Source organism: Bacteroides sp. AM32-11AC, from assembly GCF_003603515.1.
Classification (GTDB): domain Bacteria; phylum Bacteroidota; class Bacteroidia; order Bacteroidales; family Bacteroidaceae; genus Bacteroides; species Bacteroides uniformis.
In genome coordinates this window covers 155,026-178,000 of sequence record NZ_QTNH01000009.1, presented here as the reverse complement: position 1 = coordinate 178,000, position 22,975 = coordinate 155,026, and the positions used below count along the sequence as shown (strand labels likewise).

18 protein-coding genes are annotated in these 22,975 nt (G+C 50.5%); 15 read left to right on the top strand and 3 right to left on the bottom strand.

Annotated features, from left to right (window positions below; all coding sequences use genetic code 11):
• The first annotated feature begins 30 nt into the window (after positions 1–30).
• From trkA to DW800_RS11485, 13 genes are all read left to right on the top strand, one after another.
• Positions 31–1,371, top strand: a complete 1,341-nt coding sequence (gene trkA, locus DW800_RS11545) for a Trk system potassium transporter TrkA (RefSeq protein ID WP_005835221.1) — start codon at positions 31–33, stop codon at positions 1,369–1,371.
• Between the two features lie 21 nt (positions 1,372–1,392).
• Positions 1,393–2,844 (top strand): TrkH family potassium uptake protein, encoded by a 1,452-nt coding sequence (locus DW800_RS11540; protein ID WP_117652462.1) that lies wholly within the window; start codon positions 1,393–1,395, stop codon positions 2,842–2,844.
• Between the two features lie 103 nt (positions 2,845–2,947).
• Positions 2,948–3,319 (top strand): hypothetical protein, encoded by a 372-nt coding sequence (locus DW800_RS11535; protein WP_016274120.1) that lies wholly within the window; start codon positions 2,948–2,950, stop codon positions 3,317–3,319.
• A gap of 110 nt (positions 3,320–3,429) precedes the next feature.
• A complete protein-coding gene (locus DW800_RS11530; RefSeq protein ID WP_005823956.1) occupies positions 3,430–3,780 on the top strand; it encodes an NADH-quinone oxidoreductase subunit A in 351 nt (116 codons plus the stop codon).
• On the top strand, positions 3,771–4,352 hold the full coding sequence (locus tag DW800_RS11525) for an NADH-quinone oxidoreductase subunit B (RefSeq protein ID WP_005823959.1): 582 nt from the start codon (positions 3,771–3,773) through the stop codon (positions 4,350–4,352). The genes DW800_RS11530 and DW800_RS11525 overlap by 10 nt, the downstream gene beginning before the upstream one ends.
• 15 nt (positions 4,353–4,367) lie before the next feature.
• Positions 4,368–5,957 (top strand): NADH-quinone oxidoreductase subunit D, encoded by a 1,590-nt coding sequence (locus DW800_RS11520; RefSeq protein ID WP_057253165.1) that lies wholly within the window; start codon positions 4,368–4,370, stop codon positions 5,955–5,957.
• Between the two features lie 133 nt (positions 5,958–6,090).
• Positions 6,091–7,167: an NADH-quinone oxidoreductase subunit NuoH gene (gene nuoH, locus DW800_RS11515; RefSeq protein WP_117652473.1), complete on the top strand. Its 1,077-nt coding sequence runs from the start codon at positions 6,091–6,093 to the stop codon at positions 7,165–7,167.
• A gap of 57 nt (positions 7,168–7,224) precedes the next feature.
• Positions 7,225–7,728, top strand: a complete 504-nt coding sequence (locus DW800_RS11510; protein WP_005835213.1) for a 4Fe-4S binding protein — start codon at positions 7,225–7,227, stop codon at positions 7,726–7,728.
• Positions 7,729–7,758: 30 nt separating this feature from the next.
• Positions 7,759–8,271, top strand: coding sequence for an NADH-quinone oxidoreductase subunit J (locus DW800_RS11505; protein WP_005823970.1), 513 nt, complete (start codon positions 7,759–7,761; stop codon positions 8,269–8,271).
• A 5-nt stretch (positions 8,272–8,276) separates the two neighbouring features.
• Positions 8,277–8,585 carry an NADH-quinone oxidoreductase subunit NuoK gene (gene nuoK / locus DW800_RS11500; protein ID WP_005823972.1) on the top strand — a complete coding sequence of 103 codons (309 nt, stop codon included), beginning with the start codon at positions 8,277–8,279 and terminating at the stop codon, positions 8,583–8,585.
• Positions 8,586–8,643: 58 nt separating this feature from the next.
• Complete coding sequence (gene nuoL, locus DW800_RS11495; protein WP_016274122.1) at positions 8,644–10,557, top strand: NADH-quinone oxidoreductase subunit L; 1,914 nt, start codon at positions 8,644–8,646, stop codon at positions 10,555–10,557.
• A 51-nt stretch (positions 10,558–10,608) separates the two neighbouring features.
• Positions 10,609–12,093, top strand: a complete 1,485-nt coding sequence (locus DW800_RS11490; RefSeq protein ID WP_005823976.1) for a NuoM family protein — start codon at positions 10,609–10,611, stop codon at positions 12,091–12,093.
• A gap of 121 nt (positions 12,094–12,214) precedes the next feature.
• On the top strand, positions 12,215–13,654 hold the full coding sequence (locus tag DW800_RS11485) for an NADH-quinone oxidoreductase subunit N (protein WP_016274123.1): 1,440 nt from the start codon (positions 12,215–12,217) through the stop codon (positions 13,652–13,654).
• Between the two features lie 135 nt (positions 13,655–13,789).
• Here the strand turns inward: DW800_RS11485 and DW800_RS11480 are convergent, their stop codons facing one another.
• Positions 13,790–16,573, bottom strand: coding sequence for an ATP-binding protein (locus DW800_RS11480; RefSeq protein WP_119958092.1), 2,784 nt, complete (start codon positions 16,571–16,573; stop codon positions 13,790–13,792).
• A gap of 234 nt (positions 16,574–16,807) precedes the next feature.
• Between DW800_RS11480 and DW800_RS11475 the strand changes: the two genes are divergently transcribed.
• Positions 16,808–19,513: a TonB-dependent receptor gene (locus DW800_RS11475; protein ID WP_117703477.1), complete on the top strand. Its 2,706-nt coding sequence runs from the start codon at positions 16,808–16,810 to the stop codon at positions 19,511–19,513.
• A gap of 119 nt (positions 19,514–19,632) precedes the next feature.
• Entirely contained in the window at positions 19,633–20,814 is a 1,182-nt protein-coding gene (locus DW800_RS11470; RefSeq protein WP_117703478.1) for a hypothetical protein, read from the top strand.
• Positions 20,815–20,934: 120 nt separating this feature from the next.
• On the opposite strand, the gene DW800_RS11465 is transcribed toward DW800_RS11470, so the two are convergent.
• Entirely contained in the window at positions 20,935–21,360 is a 426-nt protein-coding gene (locus DW800_RS11465; RefSeq protein ID WP_005835201.1) for a hypothetical protein, read from the bottom strand.
• 335 nt (positions 21,361–21,695) lie between these two features.
• The gene (locus tag DW800_RS11455; RefSeq protein WP_165859895.1) at positions 21,696–22,973 is read right to left on the bottom strand and encodes a mechanosensitive ion channel family protein; all 1,278 of its coding nucleotides are present in this window, start codon (positions 22,971–22,973) and stop codon (positions 21,696–21,698) included.
• Between the last annotated feature and the right edge of the window lie 2 nt (positions 22,974–22,975).

Genomic DNA, 22,975 nt, shown 5'->3' with positions numbered 1-22,975 from the left:
TATTAATTATCAACTATCAACGAACTAAAAGTGAAAATAATTATTGCAGGTGCCGGCGCAGTAGGCACACACTTGGCCAAGTTGCTGTCCCGCGAGAAGCAGGACATCATTCTGATGGACGACAACGAAGAGAAGTTGAGCACACTGAACTCCAACTTTGACTTGATGACGGCTACAGCTTCCCCTACCTCCATAAAAGGCTTGAAAGAAGTGGGAGTGGGAGAAGCCGACTTGTTCATAGCCGTCACCCCCGATGAAAGCCGGAACATGACCGCATGCATGCTTGCCAACAATCTGGGAGCACAGAAGACCGTAGCCCGTATTGACAACTACGAATACCTGCTGCCCAAAAACAAGGAATTTTTCCAGAAGCTGGGCGTCGATTCACTCATCTACCCGGAAATGCTTGCCGCCAAGGAAATCGTGTCCTCCATCCGCATGAGCTGGGTACGCCAATGGTGGGAGTTCTGCGGAGGAGCCTTGATACTGATAGGCACCAAGATGCGCGAAAAAGCCGAGATACTGAACATCCCCCTCCATGAGTTGGGCGGACCGGAGCTGCCCTATCACGTGGTAGCCATCAAACGGGGAAGCGAAACACTGATTCCCCGTGGTGACGATACCATCAAGCTACATGACATCGTATACTTCACCACCACACGAAAATACGTCCCCTACATCCGCAAGATAGCCGGCAAAGAAGATTATGCCGATGTGCGCAACGTAATGATTATGGGTGGAAGCCGGATTGCCGTACGCACCGCCCAATATGTCCCGGACTACATGCAGGTGAAAATCGTGGACAACGACCTGAACCGCTGCAACCGCCTGACCGAGCTGCTTGACGACCGTACCATGATTATCAATGGCGACGGACGGGATATGGACCTGCTTGTGGAAGAGGGACTGAAAAATACGGAAGCCTTCGTTGCCTTGACCGGCAACTCGGAGACTAATATCCTGGCCTGCCTTGCCGCCAAACGCATGGGAGTCAGCAAAACCGTAGCGGAAGTGGAGAACATCGACTACATAGGCATGGCCGAAAGCCTTGACATCGGCACCGTCATCAACAAAAAGATGATTGCTGCCAGCCACATCTACCAGATGATGCTGGATGCGGACGTCAGCAACGTGAAATGCCTGACCTTTGCCAATGCCGATGTAGCGGAATTTACCGTTAAGGCCGGCTCGAAGATTACCAAACATCCGGTAAAAGACCTCGGCCTCCCGAAAGGAGCCACCATCGGCGGACTTATCCGCCAGGGGGAAGGCGTTGTGGTTATGGGTAACACCCTGATACAGCCGGGTGACCATGTAGTGGTATTCTGCCTGAACATGATGATTAAGAAAATCGAAAAATACTTTAACTAATTGAGAATGAGTAGTTGGTAAATGATTAACTTCAAGACAATCATACGGATTATCGGTATTCTGCTATTGCTGGAAACAGTCATGTTTCTGGTCTGTTCGGGCGTGTCCTTCTACTACAGAGAAAGCGATATGCTCGATTTCTGGAAAGCAGGAGGCATCACAGCAGGGGTAGGCTTATTGCTGGCAGCTCTCGGCAAGGGAGGCGAACGGCAACTGACGCGCCGTGACGGATATGTACTGGTCAGCTTTGCCTGGGTGGCATTCTCTCTTTTCGGAATGCTGCCTTTCTATATAGGCAGATACATACCCGACATTGCCAATGCATTCTTCGAAACCATGTCCGGTTTCAGCAGTACGGGTGCCACCATCTTGGACGACATCGAGTCACTTCCTCATGGAATACTGTTCTGGCGCAGTATGACACAGTGGATTGGCGGCTTGGGAATCATCATGTTCACCATTGCAGTGCTTCCCATCTTCGGAGTCAGTGGCCTGCAGGTGTTCGCCGCCGAGGCAAGCGGCCCTACACATGACAAGGTTCATCCCCGTATCGGTATCACCGCCAAATGGATTTGGAGTATCTATGCCGGCATAACCGCTCTGCTTGTCGGCCTGCTGATGCTTGGAGGTATGGACTGGTTCGACAGTATCTGCCATGCATTTGCCACTACCGGTACCGGTGGCTTCTCCACCAAGCAGGCCAGCGTTGCCTACTACAATTCTCCTTATATAGAATATGTCATCTCCATTTTCATGTTTATCTCCGGCATCAACTTCACCTTGCTATTATTGTTCGTCAACCGGAAATTCAAGAAGTTCATCAGCAATGCCGAGCTGAAATTCTATTTCGGTTCAGTTGTGCTCTTCACTGCCGTCATAGCCATCGTACTTTACTATACCAGTCCCATGGGGATGGAAGAATCCTTCCGCAAATCCTTGTTCCAAGTAATTTCCCTCCATACATCCACCGGTTTTGCGACAGATGACTACATGCAATGGACACCCGTCCTGTGGGGGCTGCTTACCATCATCATGCTGATGGGGGCGTGTGCAGGCAGTACCACCGGAGGCTTGAAGTGTATACGTATGGTAATTCTTACCAAAGTCTCACGAAACGAGTTCAAACACATCCTACACCCCAATGCCATACTTCCGGTACGGATAAACAAGCAGGTAATCTCTCCCTCCATTGTCTCCACCGTACTGGCTTTTTGTTTTATTTATATCGCCATTATAGTCATCGGCACACTGCTCATGATGGCTATGGGTGTCGGGGCTGAAGAATCAATGGGCTGCGTCATTTCCAGTATCGGTAATATGGGACCCGGATTGGGTGAAACCGGACCTGCCTATTCGTGGAATGCCCTGCCCGATGCAGCTAAATGGCTGTTATCCTTTTTAATGCTTCTGGGTCGTCTTGAGTTATTTACCGTACTGCTGCTTTTCACACCGGATTTCTGGAAACGGAATTGATTTAGGATAAAAAGTGTAAAAATAATCATTTTTTGTTATGCGGGGATAGCAAATTGAACAATACTTATTATATCTTTGCGCCCTTGAAAGAGAGAATTGTGGTATGAAGCAATGCATTAAATACTGTTTAATCATAATCTTTGCAGCCCTATTGCACGACAGTGCAACCGGAGCTGTAGACATTTTGTGCGTTCCTGCCACCCGACAAGCAGAATGCTGCACGCTGTCACAAGCTCCTACCACCCAACAAGCAGTCCAGAAGTTCTACGACTTGTTTTCACCAAACTCCCTCTGCATAGAACATGTAGACCATACGCAAGTACCAACCAACAAAAACGTACTCCTGCGCATGTACATCTACAAGATGCAGCAGCATGCCTATGCACCGGAATGCGACCGTTTGTTGAATCTGTCTCCGCATCCCGTACCCGACGCGAACTATTACGTGTTCGGGCTAAGAAAGATTATCATTTAGAAGGCCTGCAAGCGCAGACGCTTGCCCCTGACTCGCCGGACAACAATTCAGAGGTTTTGTCCTCCGGTGCGATGTATCTATTATTATATATCTAAAATCTTATCAGGTTTATGAACTTTACTTTGTTAGTGGTCGTCTTATTGACGGCAATCGCTTTCGTGGGTATCGTCATCGCGCTCTCCAATGCGATAGCACCCCGTTCGTACAATGCACAGAAGATGGAGCCGTACGAGTGTGGTATCCCTACCCGCGGTAAATCGTGGATGCAATTCCGGGTAGGTTACTATCTGTTTGCCATCTTGTTCCTGATGTTCGAAGTGGAAACGGTATTTCTGTTCCCTTGGGCAGTCATCACCCGCGAACTTGGCGTGGCAGGACTTTTCAGTGTTTTATTTTTCCTGATTATATTGATTCTGGGCCTTGCTTATGCCTGGAGGAAAGGAGCTTTGGAATGGAAGTAACAAAGAAGCCGAAAATTAAATCTATCCCTTATGAGGAGTTTACAGACAACGAAACGTTGGAGAAACTGGTTCGGGAACTTAATGCCGGAGGCGCCAATGTCGCCCTTGGCGTACTGGACGACTTCGTCAACTGGGGACGCAGCAACTCACTGTGGCCTCTTACGTTTGCAACCAGCTGTTGCGGTATCGAATTCATGGCCCTCGGCGCAGCCCGCTACGATATGGCGCGCTTCGGGTTCGAGGTAGCCCGTGCCAGTCCGCGCCAGGCAGACATGATTATGGTTTGCGGAACAATAACCAACAAGATGGCTCCCGTTCTGAAACGTCTTTACGACCAGATGGCCGATCCGAAATATGTAGTAGCCGTAGGCGGCTGTGCCGTCAGCGGAGGCCCGTTCAAGAAATCCTATCACGTGGTGAACGGTGTGGACAAGATTCTGCCGGTGGATGTCTACATTCCCGGTTGTCCTCCGCGTCCGGAAGCATTCTACTACGGCATGATGCAATTGCAGCGTAAAGTGAAAATAGAGAAATACTTCGGTGGAGTAAACAGAAAAGAAGAGAACCACTAATCAGTACTTAAAAATATGGAAATAAAATACATAGAGCCCTCAGTCCTGCACGACGAAATGCTGCGTCTGCGGAAAGAGAAACAAATGGACTTCCTGGAATGCCTCAGCGGTATGGATTGGGGAATACCCGACGAGAAAGACGCACCGGACACCCCCCGCGGACTCGGCGTAGTCTATCTGTTGGAATCTACTGTTACCGGCGAACGGATAGCGGTACGCACCGCCACTCTAAACCGGGAACATCCCGAACTTCCTTCCGTCAGCGATATCTGGAAAGCTGCGGATTTCAACGAGCGCGAAGTCTACGACTTTTACGGCATCGTTTTCATCGGTCATCCGGATATGCGCCGACTCTATCTGCGCAATGACTGGGTAGGCTATCCCATGCGTAAAGACAATGAGCCGGAAAAAGATAATCCGTTGCGTATGGACAACGAAGAAACGGTGGACACTACCATGGAATTGGAGCTGAATCCCGACGGTAGCATCAAGAATAAGGAGATGCAACTTTTCGGTGATGAGGAATATGTGGTGAACATCGGTCCCCAACATCCGGCCACCCACGGCGTAATGCGTTTCCGTGTATCATTGGAGGGTGAAATCATCGACAAGATTGATGCCAACTGCGGCTACATCCACCGGGGTATCGAGAAGATGTGCGAAAGCCTGACCTATCCGCAGACCTTGGCTCTGACCGACCGTCTGGACTACCTGGGCGCACACCAGAACCGCCATGCCTTGTGCATGTGTATCGAAAAGGCAATGGGCGTGGAAGTAAGCGAACGCGTGCAGTACATACGTACCATCATGGACGAGTTGCAGCGAATAGACTCTCACCTGCTGTTCTATTCTTGTCTTGCTATGGACCTGGGTGCATTAACGGCCTTCTTCTACGGTTTCCGCGACCGCGAAAAGATACTCGACATCTTTGAGGAAACTTGCGGTGGACGCCTCATCATGAACTACAACACCATCGGTGGCGTGCAGGCAGACATTGCTCCCGGCTTCGTAAAGAAAGTGAAGGAGTTTATCCCCTACCTCCGCGGTATCCTACACGAATATCACGACGTATTCACCGGGAACATCATTGCCCAGCAACGTCTGAAAGGTGTGGGTATACTCTCACGGGAAGATGCCATCGCCTTTGGAGCTACCGGAGGCACCGGACGCGCCAGCGGATGGGCCTGCGACGTGCGTAAGCGTATGCCATATGCCGTATATGACAAGGTGGACTTTAAAGAAGTCATCCGCACCGAAGGCGATTCATGGGCACGCTACCTTATCCGTATGGATGAAATTCTGGAGAGCCTGAAGATTATCGAGCAACTGATAGACAACATCCCGGAAGGAGCCTACCAGGAAAAGATGAAACCTATTATCCGCGTACCGGAAGGCACTTATTATGCAGCCGTAGAAGGTAGCCGCGGTGAATTCGGCGTCTTCCTCGAAAGCCACGGCGACAAGACGCCTTACCGCCTGCACTTCCGCAGTACGGGCTTGCCATTGGTATCGACCGTAAATACGATTTGCCGCGGAGCTAAAATCGCCGACCTTATTGCCATTGGCGGAACATTAGATTATGTAGTACCAGATATTGATAGATAAAAGAATTTACGATTTGACAATTCACAATTTACCATGCGGAATTACAGCGCAGCCAAATTGTAAATTGTACATTGTAAATCAAAAAGCGCCTCGTAAATTGTACATTGTAAATAGTAAATAGTAAATGAACAACGTGTTTGACTTTAGTATAATAACCAACTGGATACACCAGATGCTGACTTCCCTGATGCCGGAAGGTCTGGCAATATTCCTCGAATGCGTGGTGATTGGCGTATGCATCATCTTGATGTATGCCGTGCTTGCCATCATCCTGATTTACATGGAGCGTAAAATATGCGCCTTCTTCCAATGCCGCCTCGGTCCGATGCGCGTGGGGAAATGGGGATTGCTCCAAGTGCCCTGCGACGTCATCAAGATGTTGACAAAGGAAATCATTGATTTGAAATTCTCTGACCGGTTCCTCTACAATCTGGCACCGTTCATGGTAATCATCGCTTCTTTCCTGACATTTGCCTGCCTGCCCATCAACAAGGGATTGGAGGTATTGGACTTCAATGTAGGAGTGTTCTTCCTGCTGGCTGCATCGAGTATCGGCGTAGTGGGTATCCTGCTGGCAGGCTGGAGTTCCAACAATAAATTCTCGCTGATTGGAGCCATGCGAAGCGGTGCGCAGATTATCAGCTACGAGTTGTCCTGCGGATTGAGCATACTGACAATGGTAGTGTTGATGGGAACCATGCAGTTCTCCGAAATAGTAGAAGGACAAGCTGACGGCTGGTTCATCTTCAAGGGACATATCCCTGCATTGATAGCCTTCATCATCTACCTCATTGCCGGAAATGCGGAAACCAACCGCGGTCCCTTCGACTTGCCCGAAGCCGAAAGCGAGTTGACTGCCGGATACCATACGGAATACAGCGGTATGGGCTTCGGATTCTTCTATCTGGCAGAATATTTGAATCTGTTTATCGTAGCCTCCGTGGCAGCCACCATCTTCCTGGGAGGCTGGATGCCGCTACACATCGTAGGCCTGGACGGCTTCAACGCAGTGATGGATTACATTCCGGGATTTGTATGGTTCTTCGGAAAGGCCTTCTTCGTAGTCTTCCTGCTGATGTGGATAAAGTGGACCTTCCCCCGCCTGCGTATTGACCAGATTCTGAATCTGGAGTGGAAGTACCTGGTACCCATCTCTATGGTGAACTTGATTTTGATGGTATTAATTGTAGTATTTAAATTGCATTTCTAACCGGCGTAGCGCCGGAGCAAGATTTCCTTGCGGATAATTTTAATAAAGGCAAAAGTAATGAAAGAAAAGAACTCTTATATCGGCGGACTCATACACGGCGTCACTTCTCTGCTGACAGGTATGAAGACAACCATGACCGTATTCTGCCGACGAAAGACTACCGAACAATATCCGGAAAACCGCTCGACATTGAAACTCTCCGACCGTTTCCGTGGCACGCTGACCATGCCCCATAATGATAAAAATGAACATCGGTGTGTAGCTTGCGGTTTGTGCCAGATGGCTTGTCCCAACGACACCATCAAGGTGACCGGCGAGATGGTTGAAACGGAAGACGGTAAGAAAAAGAAGATATTGGTTAAGTACGAATACGACCTCGGTTCGTGCATGTTCTGCCAACTCTGTGTGAATGCCTGCCCTCACGATGCCATCACGTTCGACCAGGATTTTGAGCATGCAGTGTTCGACCGCACGAAACTGGTCATGACGCTGAACCGTCCGGGCAGCCATGTAGAAGAAAAAAAGAAACCCGCTGCTCCCAAAGAAGAGACAACAAAGTAATTCGTTAATAGTAACTTGTAATTAAACAACATGGAAATAACTCTTGAAACAGTAGTATTCTACTTCCTTGCGGCCTTTATCACCGTATTTTCCATCTTGACGGTAACGACCCACCGCATGGTGCGCTCGGCCACCTACCTGCTGTTCGTGCTTTTCGGTACGGCAGGCATCTACTTTCTGCTGGGTTACACCTTCCTCGGTTCCGTGCAGATTATGGTCTATGCCGGCGGTATCGTAGTGCTCTACGTCTTCTCCATACTGCTTACCAGTGGCGAAGGCGATGTCATCGAGAAGTTAAAGCGTAGCAGGTTCCTTGCCGGACTGGGTGCCACCGTGGGCGGTGCCATCATCGTAGTATTCATCACCTTGAAGCATAAGTTCATTGCCACCACCGACGTGGAACCTTTGGAGGTCAACATCAAGACCATCGGTCACCACATGCTGAGCGGTGACAAGTATGGTTATCTGCTTCCCTTCGAAGCTGTCAGCATCTTGTTATTGGCATGTATCGTAGGCGGATTATTAATAGCACGTAAAAGATAAGAATTATGATACACATGGAATATTATCTGATAGTTTCGGCTATCATGTTCTTCGCAGGCATCTACGGGTTCTTTACCCGCCGCAACACGCTGGCGATACTTATCAGCATCGAGCTGATTCTGAATGCCACGGACATCAACTTTGCGGTGTTCAACCGTTTCCTATTCCCCGGAGGACTGGAAGGATATTTCTTCTCTTTATTCTCCATCGCCATCTCGGCGGCCGAAACGGCTGTAGCCATTGCCATCATGATTAACATCTACCGTAACATCCGCAGTATCCAGGTGAACAAACTGGATGAGATGAAGTGGTAAGAGCAAGAATCGCCAAGCGATGTTTCTTGAATAGTAATAATTGATAAACATAGTATATATGGAATATACAATATTAATCCTTCTACTCCCTTTCCTCTCTTTCCTCGCTCTGGGACTTGGAGGTAAATGGATGTCACACCGCACTGCCGGCCTTATCGGAACTGCGGCACTGGGTGTGGTCGCAGTGCTTTCCTATCTCACCGCAGGAATGTACTTCAGCGCTCCCCGCCTTGCCGATGGTACGTACGAGGCGCTGATGCCCTATAACTTCAAATGGCTGCCTTTCACAGAAAGCCTCAGTATCGACATGGGTATCCTACTCGACCCGATTTCGGTTATGATGCTCGTGGTCATCAGTACCGTTTCGCTGCTGGTACACATATACTCTTTCGGCTACATGAAGGGCGAACGCGGTTTCCAGCGTTACTACGCCTTCCTGTCGCTCTTCACCATGTCCATGCTCGGACTGGTAGTAGCAACGAATATCTTCCAGATGTATCTGTTCTGGGAGTTGGTGGGCGTGTCCTCCTATCTGCTGATTGGTTTCTATTATACGAAGCCGGCGGCTATTGCCGCTTCGAAGAAGGCTTTTATCGTGACCCGTTTTGCTGACCTGGGATTCCTTATAGGTATCCTCGTCTATGGGTATTATGCCGGTACATACACCTTCAGCCCTAATGAGATGGCGCTGGCAAAGGGCGGTGCGGCAATGATTCCGCTTGCCTTGGGACTGATGTTCATCGGTGGTGCCGGAAAGAGTGCCATGTTCCCGTTGCACATCTGGCTGCCCGATGCCATGGAAGGTCCTACGCCGGTCAGTGCACTGATTCATGCCGCCACAATGGTGGTTGCAGGTGTCTATCTGGTGGCACGCATGTTCCCGTTGTTCATAGAATATGCTCCCAGCGTGCTGCACATCGTGGCATACGTAGGAGCCTTCACGGCATTCTATGCCGCCAGTGTGGCATGTGTGCAGAGTGACATCAAGCGTGTACTGGCATTCTCCACCATCTCCCAAATCGGTTTCATGATGGTGGCGCTGGGTGTATGTACATCAGCCGACCCACACGAAGGGGGACTGGGCTACATGGCAGGCATGTTCCACTTGTTCACACACGCCATGTTCAAGGCATTGCTGTTCCTCGGAGCGGGTAGCATCATCCATGCCGTACACAGCAACGAGATGTCTGCCATGGGTGGACTGCGGAAGTATATGCCCATTACGCATATCACGTTCCTCATCGCCTGCCTTGCCATTGCAGGTATTCCTCCGTTCTCCGGATTCTTCTCCAAAGATGAAATCCTGACGGCATGCTTCCAGTTCAGCCCCATCATGGGATGGATTATGACAGTGATTGCAGGTATGACAGCATTCTATATGTTCCGTCTTTATTATGGTATCTTTTGGGCCGGCTCAGAGCCGGGGCAAAAGTCGGCAAGCGATGGGGGCGACAGCCACATGCCTCACCCCCACGAGAGTCCTCTGGCGATGACCCTGCCCCTGATGCTCCTTGCCGTGGTTACGATAGTTGCCGGTTTCATTCCTTTCGGACACTTCATCAGTTCCAACGGTGAAGCATATAACATCCATCTGGACTGGAGTGTGGCAGGTACAAGTATCGCCGTAGCGGTGGTTTCCATAGCCATTGCCACCTACATCTATGCAGGTAGCCGACAGCCCGTTGCCGATACATTGGCACACCGTTTCAAAGGCTTGTGGACAGCAGCTTACCACCGCTTCTATCTGGACGAGGTCTACCAGTTCATCACCCACCGCATCATCTTCGGCTGCATCTGCCGCCCCATCGCCTGGTGGGACCGCCATGTAGTGGACGGCTTCTTCGACTTCCTTGCTTGGGGCGCCGATGCCACCAGTGACGAGATACGCGGTCTGCAGAGCGGACGCATCCAGCAATATACATTTGTATTCCTGCTGGGCACGCTGGCACTGATACTGCTACTATTGCTATAACCCGAAATTTTTCAATCGTAAATCGTAAATCGTTAAATCGTAAATATAAAGATGAACTTTTTATCATTATTCGTACTCATCCCCTTGCTGATGCTGCTGGGTCTTTGGCTCAGCCGCAACATCGCACAAATACGCGCGGTGATGGTGACCGGTGCATCGGCTCTGCTGGTTCTTTCTGCGGCATTGACCGTGATGTACCTCAATGCACGCCACGCTGGTGCCACGGATGAAATGCTGTTCCGTGCCGACATGGTCTGGTATCCTGCACTCAACATCCACTATTCGGTAGGAGTAGACGGTATTTCGGTAGCCATGCTGCTGCTTTCGGCCATCATTGTCTTTACCGGAACATTCGCCTCCTGGAGGCTGCAACCGCTGACTAAAGAATATTTCCTTTGGTTCACCTTCCTCTCCATCGGTGTGTTCGGGTTCTTCATCTCGATAGACCTGTTCACCATGTTCATGTTCTACGAGGTTGCCCTTATTCCCATGTATCTGCTTATCGGTGTATGGGGGTCGGGACGCAAAGAGTACTCTGCCATGAAGCTGACACTGATGCTGATGGGCGGCTCTGCCTTCCTGCTTATCGGTATCTTGGGTATCTACTACGGTGCCGGAGCCACCTCTATGAATCTATTGGAAATAGCACAGATGCACAATATTCCCATCGAACAGCAACGTATCTGGTTCCCGCTCACTTTCCTCGGTTTCGGTGTGCTGGGCGCTCTGTTCCCGTTCCACACATGGAGCCCCGACGGTCACGCCTCCGCACCGACTGCCGTATCCATGCTCCATGCCGGTGTATTGATGAAGCTGGGAGGTTACGGTTGTTTCCGCATAGCCATGTACCTGATGCCCGAAGCTGCACAGGAACTGGGATGGATATTCCTGATTCTTACCGGAATCTCCGTGGTATACGGCGCATTCTCCGCTTGTGTACAAACCGACTTGAAGTATATCAACGCCTACTCTTCCGTCAGCCATTGCGGTCTGGTGTTGTTCGCCATTCTGATGATGAACCAGACAGCTTGCACGGGTGCTGTTCTGCAGATGCTCTCTCACGGACTGATGACAGCCTTGTTCTTCGCCCTTATCGGTATGATATACGGACGTACCCATACGCGTGACGTCCGCGAACTCTCCGGTCTGATGAAGATTATGCCTTTTCTGGCTGTCTGCTATGTAATCGCCGGTCTTGCCAATCTGGGACTGCCCGGACTCAGCGGTTTCATTGCCGAAATGACCATCTTCACCGGTTCGTTCCAGCATCCCGATACGTTCCACCGCGTGTGGACGGTCATTGCATGCAGCTCCATCGTGATTACGGCAGTCTATATCCTGCGACTGGTAGGAAAGATTCTCTATGGCACCTGCACTAACAAGCATCACCTCACCTTGAGCGATGCAACCTGGGACGAACGTACAGCGGTCATCATCCTCATCGCATGCGTTGCCGCCCTCGGTATGGCACCATGGTGGATTAGCGGCATGATTGGAGACAGCGTGCTGCCAATAACTGATTTATTTACGATTTGACGATTTACGATTGATAAATGACTTGTAAATCCCAAGAGTAACCTCAATCGTAAATCATAAAATCGTAAATCCCAAGAGTAATTTCAATCGTAAATCGTAAATCGTAAAATCGTAAATAGATATGGATTATTCCCAATTCCTCCTGCTCAAAGAAGAGCTTTCGCTGATATTGGTCATCGTCATCCTTTTTGTCGCCGACCTCTTCATGAGTCCGGATGCACACAAGAATGACGGCAAACCGGTGCTGAACACAATGCTGCCCGTTGCTCTGCTGACCATACACACACTTATCACCATCGTTCCCGGTCCTGTGGCAGATGCTTTCGGCGGCATGTATCACAATCAGCCGATACAGAGCATCGTGAAATCCATCCTCAGTATAGGTACACTGATTGTATTCCTGATGGCGCACGAATGGATGCGCCGTCCGGACACTGCCATCAAACAAGGTGAGTTCTACATTCTGACACTTTCCACCCTGCTGGGTATGTACTTCATGATTTCTGCCGGACACTTCCTGATGTTCTTCATCGGACTGGAGACGGCAAGCATCCCGATGGCAGCCCTGGTTGCCTTCGACAAATACCGCCACCATTCTGCCGAGGCAGGTGCCAAATATATTCTCACGGCACTGTTCTCCAGCGGATTGCTGCTATACGGATTATCTTTGATTTACGGTACGGTAGGCACTCTCTACTTTGCCGACATACCGGCACGCCTCACCGGCGACCCGTTGCAGATTATGGCATTCGTATTCTTCTTCTCCGGCATGGGATTCAAAATATCACTGGTGCCTTTCCATCTTTGGACAGCAGACGTTTACGAAGGTGCTCCAAGCACGGTGACAGCCTATCTGAGTGTCATCTCTAAAGGCTCTGCCGCTTTCGTGCTGATGGCTACTCTCATCAAGGTATTCGCTCCGATGGTGGAACAATGGCAGGAAGTGCTGTACTGGGTTATCATCGCCTCCATCACAATTGCCAACCTCTTCGCCCTACGCCAGCAGAGCCTGAAGCGGTTGATGGCTTTCTCCAGTATCTCGCAAGCTGGTTACATCATGCTGGGTGTCATCAGCGGAAGCGCACAAGGTATGACGTCGCTGGTATACTACGTGCTGATATATATGTTTGCCAATCTTGCCGTATTTACCGTTATCACGATTGTGGCACTGCGGGCAGGCAAGTTCACACTTGAAGACTATAACGGGCTGTATACCACTAATCCGAAGTTGGCGTTCCTGATGACACTGGCACTGTTCTCTCTGGCAGGCATCCCGCCGTTTGCGGGCTTCTTCTCGAAGTTCTTCATCTTCGCGGCAGCTTTCGAAGGCGGCTTCCATCTGCTGGTATTCATTGCCCTTATCAATACAATCATCTCGCTTTATTACTATCTGAAGATTGTAAAGGCAATGTACATCAACAAGAGCGACGAGCCGATTGCAGCATTCCGCAGTGACAACTATACACGTGCCAGCCTGGCCATTTGCACACTGGGTATTGTGGTACTGAGTATTGCAAGTGTGGTATATCAATCCATCGATAAGTTCTCATTCGGATTATAACCGGAGGGTATCATCACTTACCACAAATTACGCAGATTGGCACAAATTATCTTTAGAAGTTCTGATAATCAAGAGCTTTGAGTTGTGTTAATCTGCATAATTTGTGGTGAGTGTGTATTTTAGCACATTTCCATACTATACAATCGGCAGCACAAACCAAAAGCATGAGCCTTTCCCCGGTTCACTGTCCACACCGATTGTGCCACCCAACTGCTCTATAATGCTCTTGCTGATAGAAAGCCCCAGGCCGGTGCCATGCACAAACGTATTCAGCTTTATAAAACGGTCGAATATCTGAGCCTGCATTTCCGGCTCAATGCCAAGGCCCGTATCGGCCACATAAAAACGCAAATGAGTTTCATCCACCTTATTATATCCTACACGTATACTTCCCGCAGTGGTGAACTTGATGGCATTGTTGACAAAGTTGGCTATGACCTGATTCAAACGGTTACGGTCACTGACAATCCGGCATTCCGGCAGATGACGGTCGAAGAGAACTTCCACACCCGGTTTGGCCTTCATCTTCATGAAGCGCACGATGTCCTCACACAGCATGTTCACGTCCAGCTCTTTTTCCACAAAGTCAAATGTCCCGGCCTCTATCTTGGACAAATCCAGTATGTCGGAAATCAGCTGCAACAGCAGGTCATTGTTTTCTTCAATAATCGCCATATACTGCCTTTTTTCCTCCATGTCCCCGGTCTCTCCCATCAGACTGGAGAAACCGACAATCGCATTCAGGGGCGTACGTATCTCATGGCTCATATTGGCAAGGAAGGCACTCTTCAGACGGTCGGCGGTTTCTGCCTTCTCCTTGGCTTCAATCAGCATAGCCTCCGTCTCCTTCAATTCCGTAATGTCATAGTTGACGCCTATCAGCTCTATTTGTCCGTTCTCCGGTTCAAACAGATTGACAACCACATTGGTACGTACCCAGTTCCATTTTCCCTTTTCGCCCGGACGTTCAATGCGCATCTCTCCCTGGAAATGTTTGGCTTCGCCCACACGGGCCTTACTGAAGAAATCAAGCATCCTCCTGCGGTCACTGGGGTACATCTTGCTGTATATTCCCACGACATCCGCCAATTGGGTATTCTCGTCCTCTCCCATATTCTTATACCATTGCTTGATGGCATAGCCTTTCCGGTCGAGCAGATTCAGCTTGGCATAACCTACCTTCGCATAATCCGATATAAGCAGGAAGAAATTCTCGAAATCACAGATACGGCTCATGGCATCAATCCGTTCCGTATTGTCGATGTTAATCATGGCATAGCCGGTAAAGTTACCTTTACTGTCATACACCTTGCTCACTTTCGTATAAAGATGTATCACATCCTTCGGCTGTTTGGAAGTGGAGTAATACCCTTCAGTCCGGTCGAAAGCATAATTCAGGCGGAAGTCGACCATATCCTCAGTCTGTATACGTTCTGCCAATTGGGCGGACACATTCGGGTTCTCGAATAAGTTCACTCCAATGACATCCTGTTTGTCACGGACCCCGAATATCTCCATATCCTTATTGTTGATGTCTACCAGGAATCCGTCTTTGTCATAGATTTCCACCCCGACCGGTATATTGGCAAAGATATTCTTGAACAGTTTTTCGCTATGGTCCAAAGCCAGATGAGTCTGTACCGAGTCTGTTGTATCGAGGAATAACGCCACCACTTCATTCTTTTCCGGAGAGTATATCACCACGTGGCAGTGCTTGTTGGTGAGCTCAAAACACATGTCCATTTCCTTATGTGTCCCGGTGTTCACTATATCAAGCAGATATTCTAGTCTGGGGGCCGCCTCCCTTGAAAAAGACGAGGCAGTCTTGCCGATAAACGTCGACGCGGGTTTTCCCAGAAAATCGGCAAAGATAGAATTCGCATCTGTCACATAATACCCGTAGGGATTGTCCTTTTCATCACAGACAATGGACATCCGCACATACCCCAAAGGCATATAGCGGAACAAATTGCTGAGGAAAGTACGTTCACGCACAGCCTCATCCTTCGTTTTGCGCAACTCTATGCAAATGCTGATGACATTTGCCAACGAACTAAACCATTGGTAATCCTCGTTAGTCCACATTCGGGTACGGTCCACCAAATCAATGCCCATATATCCCCACACCTGGTCATTGGCAACCAGCGGAGTTACCATCAAGGACTTTATATTCTGTCTCGCCAGAATTTCATATTCGGCGTAAGCGTGCTCCGGCAGTTGCCCCAGCGTTTCCAGCAGAACGGGCTTTTGTGCCATAATCTGTGACGTCCACCACGGCAGGCTGTCAGCCTGGACTCCTTGAAGCATTTCTTTCTCAGGAGCCACTCCCGGAGCCACCACCTCGTATGTGCAGCTCTGGTACCGGCACTTCTCATCGTATTGGAATATATAGACACGTCCGCCGCGAAAGAAATCAAGAATATCTTTCAGTATGTCGTAAATGCCCGCACTTATATCCTCGTCTTTCAGGAAGCGGAATAGGGAATGGGATATTGAGGTCTGCCGATAAAGTAAATCGTTCACTCTTTGCAAAGCCTGCTTCGCAGCCTCCTCCTTCGGCATCTCTACGCGCTGCAACACTCCGAAAGCCTTCAATGTACCATCCGGCAAATGCTCCTTGTATCCCACACGCGAGTAGACCCAGACCACTCCTTCGGTAGAATAGACGGGAAACGTCTGTTCATAGACCTCCATATTCTGAATGGCAAGGAACTCCCGGCTGATACGCGCCCGATAGTCTTCGCGTATCATTTTACCGAAATCCTCAAAGCTCAGGTATTCCCCTTCCAAGCCTAACAACTTACAGACATATTCGGAGCAGAGATACTGCCTTGAAGAAAAATCAGCCTCCCACCAACCTATCCGGCCAAGAATGGAAAGGCGCCGGAAACGTTCACTATCGTCACGATGAACAGCCATATATTTATCAATATTGGTTTGAGATACAAAAATAGCCATAAAACTCTAATAAGCAACCATTAGAAACCTTTTTCGTCCCAAGCAGCCTATATATAAGGATAACAAACAATCCGGAAGAATGTGCGGTAACCAAATCGTAATAGATTTGAAAATGAAACGTATGTGCCATGTATCACCGGTGTAATGTCATTGCCTCATCTTTGCAGCGGATTAAAAAACGTACAAAGAAAAGAGATGAGCATGAAATTAGACTTGGGAAAGATTTTCTTCCTTATTTTATTCCTCACACTTTCCGTCATGGCTGCCACGGCGGGAACCATCAAAGGGACAATCACCGACCGACAAACCAAAGAACCGCTGACGGGAGCCACCGTGCAAGTGAGCGGAACGGCACAAGGCGCCGTCGCCGATTTGGATGGTAACTATACACTGGAGCTGAAAAACGGGACCTATACCCTCACCGTCCGTTACATCGGCTACAAAGACATGACGATAAATGCCGTAGAGATAAAGGGTGAAACCGTGCTGAACTTCGACATGGAGCCGGACACGCAAACCTTGGGCGAAGTGCAGGTCACCGCCAAGAAGAACCTCGAAGGCGAACGTGCCTTGCAAATGGAACGGCAAAAAGCGACCCTCGCCATCGAGAACCTCGGTTCCAAAGAGATGTCCCTCAAAGGCATCGGCAATGTGGAAGAAGGAGTAAAGAAAATAACGGGTATCTCCATCGCCAGCGCCGGACAACTTATCGTCCGCGGACTGGGCGACCGCTACAGCACCACCACGCTGAACGGACTGCCCATCGCCTCGCCCAACCCGGACAACAAGCTGGTGCCGCTCGACCTGTTCCCCTCGTCCACCGTACAGAACATCACCGTCAGCAAAGTGTATGACGCAGCCGCCTTTGCCGACTACAGCGGTGCGCACATCAACATCAGCACCAAAGAAAACATACCGGAAGATTTCTTCCAACTGAGCCTCAACACGGGCGGGAAGTTCAACACCTTAGGCAAAGACCGCTATCAGATGGACCGCAGCGGTTCGCTCTTGAAGACACCCGGCGTAGACGCGGCCGCCCTCGACATGCCCTTGATGGAGTTTGACAAATACGTGAAGACCCACAATATCTTCGATACCTCCTTTGCCGCCAGCAAGAAGAGCTCGTTGCCCGAACTGGGTGGAAACCTCGGTTTCGGCAAGAACTTCGGTATAAGCAACCAGACACTCAGCCTGCTTGCCTCCTTCAGCGCCAGCAACGGCTACCAAAACATGGAAGATGCCTTCTACAAGACACTCGAAGCCACTGGCACCGTGCAGGACGACTTCTCCTACGACAGCTTTGCGCAGGAACTGAAGCTCGCCGCCCTCGGCTACCTGGGCTACACCTTGCGCCGGAGCGACCGCATAGGCTACACTTTCTTCTACGCCCGCAATGCCATCGACACCTACCAACGCCGCGAAGGTACTGATGCCGAAGGACACGAGCTGACCGGCAGCAACAACATCATGCACATATACACCCTGCAAAACCATCAACTGAACGGAATCCATAACTTCGGCGAGGGCGACAGGTGGCAACTGACCTGGGGAGGCTCGTACAGCAAGACCGGCAGCGAAGAGCCCGACCGACGGCAAGTGATGTACGTCAAAGACAACGACGGCAGTCTCAGGCTCTTCAAACTGAACCGCCAAGAGACTATGCGCTACTTCGGCAGCCTGGACGAAGAAGAGTGGAATGCCAACCTCGCCATGCGCTGGAAGTGGAACGACACCAGCCACCTCAAGCTCGGCTTCAACTACAAGGACAAGAACCGCGACTACAACGCTACCCGCTTCTACTACAACCTGAACAAACTGAACCCCGTCATCACCGACATCTACAACACCGACGGCTTCCTCAACCAGCAGAACATTGCCGACGGACAAATCGTGGTACAGCGTGTGATGCAGCCCAAAGACAGCTACCGCGCCGGAAACGAAATCTACTCCGCCTACCTGCTGACCGACTTCTATCCCACCGAAGCCCTCTTGGTGAACCTCGGCCTGCGCTACGAAATGAGCAAGCAATGGGTGCGCTACGCCAGCGACGGCGGCTACTGGTACTCCCGTCGGCGCAATTTAGACAAGAACGACCTCTTCCCCGCCCTGAACCTGAAATATGCGGTGAACCCCACCAACAGCATCCGCTTCTCTGCCTCGCGCACCGTCACCCGTCCCTCGTTCATCGAGATGGCCCCCTTCCTCTATCAAGAGTCCTACGGTTCGGCACAAATCCGCGGTAACGAAGAGTTGCAGAACGGTTACAACTACAACTTCGACCTACGTTACGAACGCTTCGGCAAGGACGGCGACATGCTCTCCGTGACCGGCTACTTCAAATACCTCGACAGCCCCATCGAACGCATCCAAGACCTGCAAGGCGGCGCCACGCTGCACAGCTTCAAGAATGCCGACAACGGCATGGCTGCCGGCGTGGAGCTGGAGATGCGCAAACGGCTCGTCAAAGACCTGCGCCTAGGCGCCAACATCAGTTACATGTACACCAACGTGAAGCTGCCCCAAGGCGGTGCCTACACCAACAAGGAACGTTCGCTGCAAGGCGCATCGCCCATCCTTGCCAATGCCGACCTCACCTACTCGCCACGCTTCGGCGAAGACAGGCAGCTCAACCTCGCCCTGCTCTACAACCTGCAAGGCAGCCGCATCCATGCGGTAGGCGTGTCGGGTCTGGGCGATGTCAGGCAACAGACGCTGCACACGTTGAACTTCAGCGCCGGATATAGCCTGAACAAGCACTTCAACCTGAAGCTGCAAGTGAACGACCTGCTGAACCGCGATGTCATCTTCAAGCAAGATGTGCCCACCACGGGGCAGGAAATGGTAGTGGAACGCTACCACAAGGGAACGAACTTTGAGGTGGGAATAAGCTACAACCTATAAAACCCCCGCCCTCCCCCTGAAGGGAACGGAGAACACTCTTTGACAAACAAGCAGATTTAAGAGAATCAATCTGAATGACAGACAGATAAATTGGATATAACAACTAAAACAATTGAATTATGAAAACAATGAAATGGAAATTCTACTCTCTGGCCTTTGTAGCCGGAATGTCTATCCTCACCGCTTGCAGCAGCGACGACAACAACGACAATGACGGTAACGGCGGCAACGGAAACGGCAATGAAATCGAAAACGGTACGATATTGAAAGGTACCATCACCTCCGACGTGACCCTGGCTGCCGGAAACACCTACAAGCTGAGCGGCGAATACATCGTAGAAGAAGGTGCCACGCTCCACATAGAGGAAGGCGTGAAGATTATCGCCGTCTACGATGACATCGCAGACTACATCCTCGTGAAGCAGGGCGGTAAAATCAACGCCGTAGGCACGCCGGACAAACCCATCGTAATGACCAGCGAAAAAGAAGAGCCGGGCGCATGGGGAGGCATCCACATCTGCGGACGCGCCCACACCAATGCCGAAGGCGGCAAGGGAAGTTCTGAAATAGGCGGTGCCGTTTACGGCGGCAACGATGATGCCGACAACTCGGGCACGCTGCAATACATTCGTCTGGAATACACCGGCTTTGCCTTCGATGAAGAGCACGAAGCCAACGGTATCTCTTTCTACGGCGTAGGCAACGGTACCATCGTGGACCACTGCCAAGCCTACAAAGGTTCCGATGACGGCTTTGAGTTCTTCGGCGGCTCGGTAAACGTGAGCAACCTCGTAGCCGTAAGCTGTAGCGACGACTCCTTCGACTGGACCGAAGGCTGGAACGGCAAAGGCACCAACCTCGTGGCTTACCAAGAAGCCGAATCCACACTGGGCTACGACTGCGACTGCCTGATGGAGTGCGACAACAACGGCAGCAACAACGCCGCCACTCCCGTTGCCCACCCCGTATTGAAGAACCTCATCCTCGTCGGCAACGGCGGCAGCAAGCAAGGCATCCGTCTGCGTGCCGGCACGGAAGTGGAAATAGACAACGCCAAGGTCTGCGGCAAAGGCCAACCCCTGACCGTGGAAACCGCCCTTACCGAAAACGCCCTGAAGAACGGCACTTCCAAGCTGACCAACATCACCCTCACCTCCGAGCTGAGCTGCAAAGAAGGCATCTACACCCATGCCGACTTTATCGCCGTGACAAGCAACAAGGTGGACGCCAACCTGAGCTATAGTTCTTTCGAGGACATCAGGAAAGAATGCAGCTGGATGAACGGAAGCTGGGTGAAGTAAAAAAAAGAAGCACTCGCAAGGCTATAAAAAAACACACAACTTCTTCAACAGCGTACCCCTCGAATGCCTTCCGGCTTCAAGGGGTACGCGCTGTTTCAAGAAAGAAACTAAAAGTACCGTTTACTTCTTCTTCAGCTCCTTCTTCAATTCCTGAACCTGAAAGCTGAACAAGTCCAGATGACGGCAAACGCGCTGCATGAAACTGCCTGCCGCCCTGAAGCAGATACGCGAAATGCGCACTTTATCTGCCGTACAGTCCTCTATCCGTTCCACCGGTTCGCTGGTGATGGAGGGAAAAAAGTTTCCAAGTCCCTTGATGTTCACCGTGCGTCCACTGGCCAGATAGTCCGCTATAATATCCGGCAGTTGCACCAGCACGGACTGGGCATCGCCCACCTGCAGGGAGCTGACAAAAGCCAGCCTCTTGGCCAGTTCGTCATTGCTCACCGGTTCCGGCTGAAGCACTTTTGACGCCGCGTAGTAGCGCACCACTTCCTTGTCTCCACTCTTGTCCACCTTCTTGCGGACCACATAATTCATTGACATACCAATCTTTCTTTATAATTAGGTTCGTAAAAAACGAAAGATATTCCCGCCCGACGCGAGGCACACCTACAACTTGCATACACAAAGCCTATACCTTACGGTAAAGACTCCGTGACCGAATACCTTTCACTATATGACTGAATACCTAAAACACCCGGATGTATTGCCCCAAAACATGGGGATGTTTTCACCCAAAACACCCGGATGTAATACCCCAAAACATGGGGATGTTTTGGGAGAAAAGATGGGGATGTTCTGACCTTTCAGTATAGGGTTCAAAGGTAATGACTCCCTATGAGAAATACAATAGATATAGGCCTTTTTGATGGTCGGAATCAAGCTCCTTTTTCTTCGGAAGCAGCAGGCAGTACCCGCTGGAAATCTCTGCCGGACGGAGACTGGAATACCTGCAAATCGAATTCGGGGATGATTGCCAGCACATGGTCGAACACATCCGCCTGCACCCCTTCATAGGGCACCCAATCCTTCAGCGCACAGAAGAAATAAAGTTCTATCGGGATACCGCGGTCGGTAGGCTGGAGTTGGCGCACCATGCAGGTCAGTTCCTGATTTACGTCGGGAAGACTTTTCAAATAAGCCGTCAGATACGCCCGGAACACACCCAGATTGGTCTGGCGGCGTCCGTTGACGAGGATGGAGTTATCGATGCCGTTTTCCACATTGTACTTTTCAATCACTTCCTCCGTCTGCTCCACATAATCTTTCAGTAGCTGTATCTTGCGATATTTTGCCAGCATCTCCGGAGTGCAGAAACGGACGCTGGTCATGTCGATATTGATACTGCGCTTCACTCGCCGCCCACCGCTCTCGCGCATGCCGCGCCAGTTCTGGAAGGAGTCGCTGACAAGCAGGTAAGGAGGGATGGTGGTAATGGTATTGTCCCAGTTGCGCACTTTTACGGTGTTCAACGTTACCTCTATCACCGTACCGTTGGCACCGTACTTGGGCATCTCAATCCAGTCGCCCACCTTCAGCATGTCGTTGGCCGAAAGCTGCACACCGGAGACAAAGCCCATAATGGAATCCTTGAATACCAGCATCAGGATGGCTGCCGAAGCACCCAATCCGGCAAGCAGCGAAAGCGGGTCGCGGCCTATCAGTTCGCCCACGACCACAATGCCGCCCACCAGCCATAGTATGACTTGCATGGTTTGCAACATCCCCTTTAAAGGGCGGTCACGAAATTGCTCCTTCTCACTGTATACACTGTAAACAGCCTTCAGGAACGAGTTAACGAAACTCAGGAAAGTAATGATGATGTAAATAAGGCAGATACGCCGGATGAAATCCATTGCCGATGAACCGACTTCGACAAATGCCAATGGAACAAACAGATAGATGATAACGGGAGCCACCATGCGGCTGAGGTGCACCATCACTTTACGGTCGAATACGATGTCGTCCCACGTAGCCTTGGTCTTCTTCACCAGTTGTGCCACTACCTTCAGCAGGATTTTCCGGCATAGGGCATCCGCCAGGAAAGCAACGGCAAGTATCAGTGCGAAGGCAATGAATTGGTCGAGCATATCAGCCCGGGAAGGGGATACGCCCCACCCGATTAAAAGGTCGTCTATCTTCTTCAATATCTCCATAA